This is a genomic window from Thioclava sp. NS-SX20, assembly GCF_057380695.1.
In genome coordinates, this window is record NZ_JBXXRY010000003.1 from 260755 (window position 1) to 272050 (window position 11296).

Genomic DNA, 11296 nt, shown 5'->3' on the forward strand with positions numbered 1-11296 from the left:
CCATATGAACAGCCTCTTGAAAATGGAGCGCGTCGGCGCAGGCTACGGCCAGAGCCCCGTGCTGTTCGACATCGACCTGAATGTGGCACGCGGCGGAGCGCTGGCGCTGATCGGGCGCAATGGCGTGGGCAAGACCACCCTTCTGCGCACCATCATGGGCGTGCAGAAGGCCACCCGTGGCCGCATCACGCTGGACGGGGCGGATGTGACACAGGCCAAGCCGCATGAGCGCTCCCGCGCAGGGATCGGCTTTGTGCCACAGGGCCGCCATGTCTTCCCGCATCTCAGCGTCGAGGAAAACCTGCTGTCGGGGCTTTCAGCTTTGGCGGGGCGCGGTAAGGGGCTGATTGCCAAGGGCATTCCTGACCATATCTTCGACCTCTTCCCCAAGCTCGACCAGATCCGCCATCGCAAGGCGGGTGTTCTGTCGGGCGGCGAGCAACAACAGCTCGCCATCGGTCGCGCGCTCTGTGGCCAACCGAAGCTTCTGCTTCTGGACGAGCCGACCGAAGGGATCCAGCCCAATGTCGTCCAGCAGATCGAGGATGCGCTGCGCCGCGTGCGCAGCGAGCTGGGTGTGACCATTGTCATCGTCGAGCAATATCTCGATTTCGCATGGTCCTTTGCCGATGACTACTGCGTGCTGCAACGCGGGCGGCAGGTGCGTCAGGGGCGCACCACAGAGGATACCGCCGCCGAGGTCGCCCATCTGGTCAATGTCTGATCTGTGACATCCGGTCCGAGCAGTTCACCCCTGCTCGGACAGCACCTGCACCGCCATCGCCGCCGCAGTGGCCCGATTTTCCACGGATAATTTGGCATAGATCTGCAAAAGGTGCTTTTTCACCGTGGCGACCGAATTTCCCAAAATGTCGGCTATGTCCTGATTGGACTTGCCAGCGGCAACCCAGACCAGCACCTCGGCCTCGCGCTGGGTCAGCGGAAAACGCCCGCGCAGGATCTCTTCGCGCAGGCCCGGACGGTCTTCGGTGACGCGGAACAGATATTCGCCCTCGCGCACGGGATTGAGGTAGTGAAACCCGATCTCGGCCTCGCCCAAGGGCACCACCGCCGTGCTGCCCGTCTGGCGGGTCAGCGACAGAAGCTGCCCCACCAGCGCATCGGTCAGCAGCAGCTGCCCGCCATGAAACAGCCCGCCCAGCAGGTCTTCGGCGCGCGGCGTGGACCACAGGATACGCCCTCCGCCATCCATCGCCAGCAAGGACCGCCCCGTCGCATCCAGCGCCGCCCGCGCCCCTTCGGCCAGACGCGCATTCAGCAGATGCACGCGGATACGGGCGATTAATTCCTCAAGCTTGATCGGTTTTGTGACATAATCGACGCCGCCCGCCGCCAATCCGGCCACCACATGTTCGGTATCTGACAATCCGGTCATGAAGATCACAGGGATATTCTCACGCCCCGGCGTCTGTTTGATGGCCCGCGTGGTGGCAAAGCCATCCAGCCCCGGCATCACCGCATCCATCAAGATCACATGCGGTGCGATCTTGCCCAGAAGATCCAGCGCCGCCTGACCCGAGGTCGCCACCAGCACCGTCATCCCCTCGCGCTCCAGCGTATCGGTCAACAGCCCCAGCGTCTGCGGCGTGTCATCCACGATCAACACGATATCATCCGTCATCGCGCCCCTCCTCCATCATCATCCGCACCTGCTGCGCAAGGCGCGGCAGTTCGAACCCCTGCGCAAGCTGCAACCACTGCGCAACCGATCCTTCAGGACAGTCCTCCAGAATATCCAACACCCCGCGCCGATGCCCGATTTCCGCCGCCGCAAGCAGCCGCTCCAGCAGATCGGCGGGCAGATCGGGCTTTGCCGGACGCTCCGCCGGTCTCGCATCATATAGCCAGTCAATCTGCAAAAGCCCGCCAATCTCCGCCAGCAGCGCATCCAGATCCACCGGCTTCGACAGGAACCCGTCCTGAAGCCCCGCCCCTTCGGCCTGACTGTCATGGGCATTGCCCGACAGCATCACCACGCGCATCTCGGGGTCCAGCGCGCGCAACCGTGCCGCCACCTCCCAACCGCTCATGCCGGGCATGGTGATATCCAGCACCGCCAGATCGGGGCGCAGCGCGGGGGCCAGCCGCAAAGCTTCGGCCCCGTTCTGCGCCACCACCACCTGAAAGCCCAAAGGCGCCAGTATCCGGCGTAACAGCGCCAGATGATCGGCATCATCATCCACCAGAAGCAGGCGCTTGCGCGGCCCCTCATAGCCCAGAACCGGCCGCGCGCCCGTTGGCAGAAGGTCACCACCTGCCTCGAACATCAGCAGTTGCACCACCATCCGCGTGCCCTCGCCGGCCACACTTTCCACGCGGATATGCCCGCCCATGATCTCGACCAGCAGCTTGGTAATGGTCAGCCCCAGCCCGGTGCCGGGCACCAGATCGGCGCGGCTGCCCCGGTCGAACGGATCAAAAATACGCTTCAGATCTTCGGGGGCAATGCCGATGCCGGTGTCGAAAATCTCGACCTCCAGCAGATGGTTGCGATAGCGCAGACGTAACCCTACCTGACCACGGTCCGTAAATTTCACCGCATTGGACAACAGGTTGATCAGCACCTGCCGCAGCCGCTTGCGGTCCACCAGCACCTGACGCGGTAGCCAGCCCTGACGGTCATAGACAAAATCCAAGCCCTTCGCCTCGGCCTGAAAGCGGAAGATCTCGGCCAGCTGGTCCAACAGTTCGGGCAGCGCGACGCGATCACGCGCCAGCACCAGCGTGCCGCTTTCCACCCGCGAGATATCCTGAAGCCCGTCCACAAGATCCGTCAGATGCTCGGCCGAGCGCCGGATCACCCCCACCGCCGAGGGCGCAGCGGACAGATCGCGCTCCATCAGCTGGGCATAGCCATAGATCGCATTGAGCGGTGAGCGTATTTCATGGCTGAGACCGGTCAGAAAGCGCGATTTGGCGAAATTGGCGGCCTCGGCCACCTCGCGCGCCTGACGGGCCTGCGCCTCGGCCTGTTCGCGCGCACCCACCTCGCGGCGCAGCGCCTCGGCCTGCCGCTCGAACTCGTCCTCGACCTGACGGCGGTTCTCATGCGCCAGCACGAAGAACCACGCCATCAGCCCCGACAGGATCGCCAACGCCACGAAAATCACCCAGAACGCCGAGCCCACCGCCTGTGCCGAGCCTGCCGCCATCCCGCGCGTCACCTGATGGCGCACCGCCCCCAGAAGCCCCGCCGTCGCCAGAACAAACACGGCCGCCAGCCCCGCAACCTGCCCGATCCGCGCCCGCCTGCGGGGCGAGAGCCGTGCCGGCAGGGCCCATTCGGACAGCGCGCGGATCTGTTGCGACAGCCGCGCCTGCGGTTTGCACAGATCGCGGCACCGCCCCTCCAGCGAACAGCACAGCGAACAGATCGCCACACCATAGGCCGGACATTGGGCCATATCCTCGGGGTCGAACCGGTTGCCACAAATCCCGCATCCACACAGCCCGTCCGCTGCGGGGGCAATCTGCGACCCCCGCGCGATGTAGAAACGCCCCCGCGTCGCCCAAGCCAGAAGCGGCGCGGCGATAAAAGCCACCACCAGACCGGCGGGCACACAGAAGGCCTGCGCCAAGGGCCCCAGCCACCCCGTCAGGCACAGCACCGACACCAGCACCGACAGCGCCATCGCACCACAGCCCACGGGGTTGATGTCATAAAGATGGGCGCGTTTGAATTCGATCAGCTTGGGCGACAGCCCCAGCGGCTTGGCAATCGCCAGATCGCCCGCCACAGCCCCCAGCCAGCCCACCGCCAGAATGCCGTAAAGATCCAGAATGCTTTCCAGCGCGCCAAAGACACCAAGCTCCATCAGCATCAGCGCCAATGCGGTGTTGAACACCAGCCAGACCACACGTCCCGGATGGTTATGGGTCAGCCGCGAAAAGAAGTTCGACCATGCGATCGAACCGGCATAGGCATTGGTCACATTGATCTTGACCTGCGCGACACAGACCAGAACCCCCATCGCGATCAATGCCAGAACCGGATTGCCCAGCAGCGTGCCGAAGGCCAGATCGAAGGCGATGGCGGGTTGCGCGGCCAGATCGGGCGCGATGCCTGCCCGGATTGCCATGACCGTCAGCCATGAGCCAAGCATGATCTTGGCACCGGCAATCAGCACCCAGCCCGGCCCCGCCATGCCCAGTGCCAGACGCCTGCGCCAGCTTTTGCCCTCGGGGAGGAAGCGCAGATAATCGACCTGTTCGCCAATCTGCGGCAAGAGCGACAGCAGCAATGACAGCCCCGCACCGATCTGCAGCAGATCGACGCCCGATGCCGCGCCGCCAAAGCCCAGCCAAGACGCCATATCGGGCACCGTGTCTTCCGTTCCCGCCACCGCAAGCACCAGCAGCGGTGCCAGTTGCAACCCCAGCCATAGCGGCTGGCTCAGGCGTTGTATCCGCGAAATGCGCCGGATGCCGAAGGCCGCAATCGGAAGCACCACCAGCGCCGACACCAGATGCCCCAGCCATAGGGGCATCCCGAGCGCCAGATTGAGCGCCACCGACATGATCGAAGCCTCGATCGCGAACAGCACGAAGGTGAAAGACGCATAGACAAGCGAGGTCACTGTCGAGCCGATATAGCCAAAGCCCGCGCCCCGCGTCAGCAGGTCGATATCCAGCCCCGAACGCGCCGCGTTCCGCGTGATCGGCCAGCCCACCAGTAGCGCCAGCACCACAAGCCCCACCACCGCAGCCAGCGTGTCGCGGGTGCCATGCGCCAGTGTCAGCGACCCGCCAATCGCCTCGCAGGCCAGAAAAGCCAGCGCCCCGATGGCCGTATGGGCCACACGCGACGGGCGCAACCGCGCCCGCCTTGCGGTAAAGCGCAGCGCGAAATCCTCCAGCGTCTCGTTCGCCGCCCATTGATTATACTCACGACGCTCGGGCGCGATGAACTGATGGCGCAAGGCATGTCCTTTCCGGTCTCTTCCTCCGGTTAGGACGGGGGAAGACCAAGGCGCAAGTCATGCGGCATGATAGACGCCCGAAAAGACGGCCTTTGCCTATATATCAGGCAAAAGAAAGCCGGGGCCGATGGCCCCGGCAGATCATGGCGCAAAGTGTGGGCGCTCAGGCTTTGTCCGCCTTGGCGGGTTTCGACGGCATCTCGATGTTGATTTCGAGACTTTCGATATCGTCACCGCGCTCCATGCGGATATCGACCTCTTCATCAGCCACTTCGACATATTTGCGGATCACCGCGATGATATCGCGTTGCAGCTGCGGCAGGTAATCCCCGCCCGAGGAGTTCGAGCCGCGCTCATGCGCCAGCAGGATCTGCAGGCGCTCTTTGGCGGCATTGGCGGTCTGCTTGCGACGGGGTTTGAGAGAAAATCCGAAAAGGCTCATGCCGACCGCCCGAAGATGCGGCCCAGAAGGCCGGGTTTCTTTTCACCTTCGACCTTCATCTCGACTTTCTCGCCCAGCAGACGCGCAACCGCATCCTCATAGGCGCGACCTGCCGAAGACGGATCGTCCAGCGTGACCGGCGTGCCCACATTGGACGCACGCAGCACGGCGGGGCTTTCGGGCACGATCCCCAGAAGCGGCACGGCCAGAATTTCCAGCACGTCTTCCACGGTCATCATCTCGCCCTTGTCGATACGGGCCTGATCGTGACGGGTCAGCAGAACCTGCGCCTTCACGCCGGTGCCGTCCTTCTCGGCGCGCTGGGTTTTTGACGCCAGCAGGCCCAGAACGCGGTCGCTATCGCGCACCGAAGACACTTCGGGGTTGGTCACAACGACCGCCTCATCGGCGAAATACATCGCCAGCTGGGCGCCGCGTTCGATCCCTGCGGGGCTGTCGCAGATGATATAGTCGAACTCTTTCTTCAGCTCGTTCAGCACCTCTTCCACGCCCTCTTTGGTCAGCGCGTCCTTGTCGCGCGTCTGCGAGGTCGGCAGGATCTGCAGCGTTTCAACGCGCTTGTCCTTGATCAGCGCCTGTTTCAGACGGGCATCGCCCTGAATGACGTTGATAAAGTCAAAGACCACACGGCGTTCGCAGCCCATGATCATATCGAGGTTGCGCAGACCCACATCGAAATCGATGACAACGGTGCGGAAACCGCGTTTGGCCAGACCTGCCGAAATCGCTGCGGCAGAGGTCGTCTTGCCAACGCCCCCCTTGCCCGAGGTGATGACGATCACCCGACCGAGCGGCGGCTTTTCCTTCAGCTCTTCCTTGGCCTTATCTGTGGTTTGGGTGCTCATGCAAAGGTCTCCATGCATAGTCTGTCATCTTCGAGCCAAGCCTGCACAGCCCGATGGCGCAGGTCGTCTCCGATGGTTTCACTGGTACGGTAAAGGCCCGCCACGGCCAGAAGTTCGGCATCAAGATCACGGCAGAAGATCCGGCAGCTTTCATCGCCGAACACACCTGCCATCGCGCGCCCGCGCAGCGCGCCATAGACGTGGATATTGCCCGCGGCCACCAATTCGGCCCCCGAGGCCACCGAGCCCAGCACGATCAGGTCGCCATGTTCGGCCACAATCTGCTGGCCCGAGCGCACGGGATTGCGGATGGTCAGGGTCTGGGCGGGGGCTGCGGCAGGCTGGTCGGCCTCTGTCTCGGCCTCCGCCTCGACCGTTTGGCCCTTGTTCTGGCCAAGCTGGTGGGCCCCGTTCTGGCCCTTGGGGTTCAGCGGCTTGCGCGGCTCGTGCACCGGCCCGTCCCGTCCGCTGATCACCGGAATCAGCCCAAGCTGGTCGGCAGTCTCGCGCTGCGCCTTATTGGCGTTCTGCACCCCGAAAACCGACAGATTGCGCGCGCGCATCTGGGCCACGAGGTCTTGAATGGCTTCGGGCTTGGCAAAGCCGGGCACATCAGCGAAATCGATGACCATAGGCGAGCCGACAAGAAGCTGCGGCGTCTTCTCGAGCTGTTGATCAAGCGCGGTATAGAAAGCCTCGTCCGGCGTGTCGGATTCCATACGCAGCGCGATTGCGGTCAGGAACCGGCCACGGAAATGGAAGGGCCGTACAACGGCCGGGGGCGCGTCGGCCCGGCTGCGGATATCGTCTTTCGCCACGACGAAACTGCTCCTCATTTGATGGGTCCCGTCCCGAGACCCGATTCAGGGTTCGACTCAGGATCGCCCATTTTGATGTTTGCCCCTCTCTTGCCACTATGGACAGGGGGCTGTGAAGCTTGACGCTACGGATTGCGCGGGTTCCTGCCGCCCACCGGCCGGATCGGATGACTTAAGCTGTGCTGATGGAGGGGCGTATAACGCATGCCCTTGCGGAATGTGAAGCAAATTCCGGCACTGGCGGTGAAAAGCTCTTGCCGCTAATCTGGCGCAAGACAGAAGGAGGCGCGTCGATGGCGGCAGCTACAGCCAAAACCTATCCGAACGCGATTGCCGGAGGCATCGATCTGGGGGGCACCAAGATCGAGGCGCGTTTGTTCGGCGCAGGCTATCAGAGCCTTGAAGCGACCCGCTTTCCTACGCCGACCGATACCGTCGAGACGTTCCTCCAAGCGCTGTCCAAAGCCATCCGCTGGCTAGAGGAGACTTCTGGACGCGGGTCCAGATTGCCGATCGGCATCGGCCTTCCGGGGATCATCAACCCGTTCAACGGCGCGGCAATGGCCGCCAATATTCCGGTGACCGGCCTTGACCTGCCCGCCGCCATCGCCCGCAAGATCGGGCGCAAGATCCCGCTGATCAATGACGGGCAGGCCTTTGCCCTGTCCGAGGCACATGGCGGGGCCGGTCTGGGCGCGCGCTCGGTTCTGGGGCTGATCATGGGCACGGGCATCGGGGCGGGCCATGTGCTGGACGGCGCGCTGCCCTACCGGCGCAACATCGCAGGGATCGAGGCCGGACATCTGGGCCTGCCAGCGCCGCTGCTTGAACGGCACGGCCTGCCGATCCGCCCCTGTGGCTGCGGCAGGAAGGGATGTTTTGAAACCTATCTTGCCGGTCCGGGGCTGCGCCGGATCTGCCAGCACAAACTGGGCCACGCCCTGCCCCCCGAGGATCTGGGGGCGGCGGTGGCGAATGGCGACCCTGCGGCCACCGGCGTGCTGGAGATCTGGGCCGCGCTGGCCGCCGAACTGCTGTTGACGCTGCATCTGACCCTTGATCCGGATTGCATCATTCTGGGCGGCGGGCTGTCGCAACTGCCTCAGGTCACCGACCATCTGGCGCGGGCTTTCACTCGTGTGCGGCTTGGCCCGATGGCGCTGCCCGACTTGCGGCTGGCGGCGCATGGGGATAGTTCGGGCGCACGCGGCGCGGCCATTCTGGCGGTGCAGGAAGCGGCAAAGGAATAGCATCATGATCGTCATCGCCAAGCGCGGCTGGGTCGCGGGACAGTTCTGCGGACCGCTGCGGCTGGAGGTGGTGCAGGGCCGTCTGGTCGGGTTTCGGGCTGCAGAGGCGGGAGAAACCGGCGATCTAGAGGTCGGGTTTGCCGGTCCGGCGCTGACCGATCTGCAGGTCAATGGCGCAGGCGGTGTGATGCTGAACTCGCGCCCCGATGCCGAAGGGATCGCCCATATCATCCGCACGCTGCGCCTGCGGGGCACGGGCTGGGCCATGCCCACGCTGATCACCTGCGAGCCCGAGCGCCTGACCCGCGCGGTCGATGCCGCAATCGAAGCCTTCGGGATGGAGGGGTTTGTGGGCCTGCATATCGAGGGGCCGCATATCAACCCCGCCAAGCGCGGCACCCATCAGGCGCAGTTCATCCGCCCCTTCGATGACCGCACGATGACGGATCTGCAGCGGCTGCGCGCGCGGGATATTCCGGTGATGCTGACGCTGGCCCCCGAATGTGTGCCCCTGCCGGTGATCCAGGAGCTGGCGCGAATGGGGGTTGTGGTCTCGGGCGGGCATAGCATGGCCGATGCCGCACAAACCCGCGCGGCCCTTGCGGCGGGGCTGCGCTGTTTCACCCATCTCTACAACGCCATGCCCGCCATGACCTCGCGCGCGCCCAATCTGCTGGGGGCCGCCATCGCCTCGGAGGCCTATGCGGGCATCATCCTCGACGGCCACCATGTGGATTTCACGATGGCGCAGATCGCCTGTCAGGCGCGCCCGCTGCCCGACCGGATGTTCATGGTCTCGGATGCGATGGCCACGATTGGCGGCCCCGACCATTTCGAGCTTTATGGCCAGACGATCCGCCTCAAGGACGGGGCGCTGGTCAATGCCGAGGGTGCGCTGGCGGGGGCCCATACCGATCTGGTGCACTGCCTGCGCAATGCGGTGACGCGAATGGGCATGACCGTCGAGACCGCCTATCGCATGGCGGCACTGGTGCCGCGCGATGCTCTGGGGCTGGCGCGTCCCGATCTTGCGGCGGGCCTGCCGGTGGCCGAGCTGCTGCTGCTTGATGACCAGCTGCAGCATGTCACGGTGTAGCGATGCCTAGCGCAGCTGACGCTTGGCCAGTTTGCGCGCCAGTGTCCGGCGGTGCATCCCCAGTTGCCGCGCCGCCTCGGAGATATTGAAATCGGTGGCGCGCAGCACTTCCTGAATGCGTTCCCATTCATTCACCCGAATGCCCCCCGAGGCCTGCCCCAAGGCCAGATCCGTCTCGCCCGCGCCACGCGCGAAAGCGGCCTCGATCTCGGCGGCGGTGGCGGGCTTGGCCAGATAATGCCCCGCACCCAGCTTGATCGCCTCGACCGCTGTGGCAATCGAGGCAAAGCCTGTCAGCACGACGATCCGCGGCGCCGGATCAAGCGCGGCCAGCTCGCGCACGCATTCCAGCCCGTTCCGCCCCGGAAGCTTCAGATCCACCAGCGCAAAATCGGGCGGGGATTGCGCCGCCACGATGGCCGCCTCTTCGGTCGAACCGGCCTGCGACACCGCAAAGCCGCGCCGTGTCATGGCCTCGGTCAATGTCTCCGCCAGGGCGGAATCATCCTCGACGATCAGCAAGTTACGCACCGCTTCTGTCATGTCTCGTCCTCTTTCAACGGCAGGCTCAGTCGCACCCGCGCACCACCTTCCGCCCTGTTCTCGACCGACCAGTCCCCGCCCAGCCGACGCACGGCATTGGAAACCAGATACAGCCCGAACCCCCGACCGGGGTCGCCCTTGCCCGCCGCCATAGGCCGCACCGGATGATCCAGCACCGCCTGCGGAAATCCCGGACCGTCATCGTCAAACACCACCACCAGATGACCGGCCTCGCGATGCGCCGACAGGGTCATATGGCGCGCGCCTGCCTGCTGGGCATTGGTCAGGATATTGCGCAGCGCCTGTTCCAGCATCGTATCGGCAATCAGCGCCGCCCCCAGCACCGGCGCGGGCCGCATCTCCACCTCCAGCGCGCCCCCGTCCTCGCGCCAGTCGGTGATCACCTCGTCCAGAAACTCGCCCGCAGGCAGCGCCTCGGCCAGATCCAGCCGGTCAAGCCCTGCGGCAAAAAGCATGCCGCTGACAATATGTCGGCACCGTGCCAGCTCCTGCTGCATCCGCGCCAGAACCTTTTCGCGGCGTGGACTGTCGGGAATGCCGCTTTCGTGCCATTCATCCAGCGTTACCGCCAGAGTGGTCAGCGGTGTGCCCAGATCATGGGCCGTGCTGGAGGCCATCACCCCCAGACGCACGAAATGCTCGTCTTCCACCAGTTTCTGCCGCAAGACCGCAATCTGCGCATCCCGCGCCGCCAGATTGCGCCGCAACCCGCTGACAAACCATGTCAGAAGCCCCGCCGCCAGCACGAAGCTGAGAAACATTCCCAGCAGATGCAGGCCGAAAAACCCGTCGCCGGTCATCTGGGTCATTTGCTCCGGCCCCATCGCCGGCAGTCGCAGCGGACGACCGTGGCGCAGCAGCCAGAAATGCGCCGCAGCAGCCGCAGACAGGATGAAAATCACCTGCGGCATGGGGGCCAGCAGCAATCCCAGCATCACCTGCAAGATGAACAGCGTCACGAAAGGATTGGCCGCCCCGCCGCTGAAATACAAAAGCACGGTCAGCGCCGCGATGTCGATCAGCAGCTCGACGGTCACGATCCAGTCGGAAACGGCCAGACCCTTGCAACAGCGCCAGAGCGCAAAGAGATTGATCGCGCAGGACAGCCCGATCACCGCCATCATCTCGGGCACCGGCAGATCCGCGCCCAGATAGAGCACGGTCACCGCAATCGCCAGCGCCTGCCCCGCAAGGGCGATCCAGCGCAGCCGGATCAGCAGCGCCAGATTGCGGCGTCCGGTATCTTCGGACAGCGCCCGAATGGCGTCATCGGGGTCGCCGGAGGCGGCAGGCGGCAGGACAGGTGTCTTCATCGGACCT

At 64.6% G+C, this 11296-nt stretch carries 10 protein-coding genes; 3 read left to right on the plus strand and 7 right to left on the minus strand.

What is annotated here, in order from left to right; translation table 11 throughout:
* The first annotated feature begins 4 nt into the window (after positions 1–4).
* A complete protein-coding gene (gene urtE / locus AC2ISB_RS16825; RefSeq protein ID WP_339109671.1) occupies positions 5–724 on the plus strand; it encodes an urea ABC transporter ATP-binding subunit UrtE in 720 nt (239 codons plus the stop codon).
* Between the two features lie 24 nt (positions 725–748).
* Here the strand turns inward: urtE and AC2ISB_RS16830 are convergent, their stop codons facing one another.
* From AC2ISB_RS16830 to minC, 5 genes are all read right to left on the minus strand, one after another.
* Complete coding sequence (locus AC2ISB_RS16830; RefSeq protein WP_339109672.1) at positions 749–1642, minus strand: response regulator; 894 nt, start codon at positions 1640–1642, stop codon at positions 749–751.
* The gene (locus AC2ISB_RS16835) at positions 1632–4940 is read right to left on the minus strand and encodes a hybrid sensor histidine kinase/response regulator (RefSeq protein ID WP_486577066.1); all 3309 of its coding nucleotides are present in this window, start codon (positions 4938–4940) and stop codon (positions 1632–1634) included. The genes AC2ISB_RS16830 and AC2ISB_RS16835 overlap by 11 nt, the downstream gene beginning before the upstream one ends.
* Positions 4941–5103: 163 nt before the next feature.
* The gene (gene minE / locus AC2ISB_RS16840) at positions 5104–5382 is read right to left on the minus strand and encodes a cell division topological specificity factor MinE (protein WP_330647010.1); all 279 of its coding nucleotides are present in this window, start codon (positions 5380–5382) and stop codon (positions 5104–5106) included.
* Positions 5379–6248 (minus strand): septum site-determining protein MinD, encoded by an 870-nt coding sequence (gene minD, locus AC2ISB_RS16845; RefSeq protein WP_330647009.1) that lies wholly within the window; start codon positions 6246–6248, stop codon positions 5379–5381. Before minD ends, minE begins: the two co-directional genes overlap by 4 nt.
* A complete protein-coding gene (gene minC / locus AC2ISB_RS16850) occupies positions 6245–7084 on the minus strand; it encodes a septum site-determining protein MinC (RefSeq protein ID WP_330647008.1) in 840 nt (279 codons plus the stop codon). Before minC ends, minD begins: the two co-directional genes overlap by 4 nt.
* A 275-nt stretch (positions 7085–7359) precedes the next feature.
* On the opposite strand from minC, the gene AC2ISB_RS16855 reads away from it, so the two are divergent.
* Both AC2ISB_RS16855 and AC2ISB_RS16860 read left to right on the plus strand, forming a co-directional pair.
* Positions 7360–8316, plus strand: a complete 957-nt coding sequence (locus AC2ISB_RS16855) for an ROK family protein (RefSeq protein ID WP_330647007.1) — start codon at positions 7360–7362, stop codon at positions 8314–8316.
* A 4-nt stretch (positions 8317–8320) separates the two neighbouring features.
* Positions 8321–9412, plus strand: coding sequence for an N-acetylglucosamine-6-phosphate deacetylase (locus tag AC2ISB_RS16860; protein WP_486577067.1), 1092 nt, complete (start codon positions 8321–8323; stop codon positions 9410–9412).
* A gap of 6 nt (positions 9413–9418) precedes the next feature.
* Here the strand turns inward: AC2ISB_RS16860 and AC2ISB_RS16865 are convergent, their stop codons facing one another.
* Positions 9419–9955 (minus strand): response regulator transcription factor, encoded by a 537-nt coding sequence (locus AC2ISB_RS16865; RefSeq protein WP_330647005.1) that lies wholly within the window; start codon positions 9953–9955, stop codon positions 9419–9421.
* A complete protein-coding gene (locus tag AC2ISB_RS16870) occupies positions 9952–11289 on the minus strand; it encodes an ATP-binding protein (RefSeq protein WP_330647003.1) in 1338 nt (445 codons plus the stop codon). Before AC2ISB_RS16870 ends, AC2ISB_RS16865 begins: the two co-directional genes overlap by 4 nt.
* Positions 11290–11296: the final 7 nt, after the last annotated feature.

Bases quoted from the DNA above. Each gene is read 5' to 3' on its own strand.
- minD (WP_330647009.1), bottom strand. From the start codon at position 6,248: ATGAGCACCCAAACCACAGATAAGGCCAAGGAAGAGCTGAAGGAAAAG.
- AC2ISB_RS16860 (WP_486577067.1), top strand. From the start codon at position 8,321: ATGATCGTCATCGCCAAGCGCGGCTGGGTCGCGGGACAGTTCTGCGGA.
- AC2ISB_RS16830 (WP_339109672.1), bottom strand. From the start codon at position 1,642: ATGACGGATGATATCGTGTTGATCGTGGATGACACGCCGCAGACGCTG.
- minC (WP_330647008.1), bottom strand. From the start codon at position 7,084: ATGAGGAGCAGTTTCGTCGTGGCGAAAGACGATATCCGCAGCCGGGCC.
- AC2ISB_RS16855 (WP_330647007.1), top strand. From the start codon at position 7,360: ATGGCGGCAGCTACAGCCAAAACCTATCCGAACGCGATTGCCGGAGGC.
- AC2ISB_RS16870 (WP_330647003.1), bottom strand. From the start codon at position 11,289: ATGAAGACACCTGTCCTGCCGCCTGCCGCCTCCGGCGACCCCGATGAC.
- AC2ISB_RS16865 (WP_330647005.1), bottom strand. From the start codon at position 9,955: ATGACAGAAGCGGTGCGTAACTTGCTGATCGTCGAGGATGATTCCGCC.
- urtE (WP_339109671.1), top strand. From the start codon at position 5: ATGAACAGCCTCTTGAAAATGGAGCGCGTCGGCGCAGGCTACGGCCAG.
- minE (WP_330647010.1), bottom strand. From the start codon at position 5,382: ATGAGCCTTTTCGGATTTTCTCTCAAACCCCGTCGCAAGCAGACCGCC.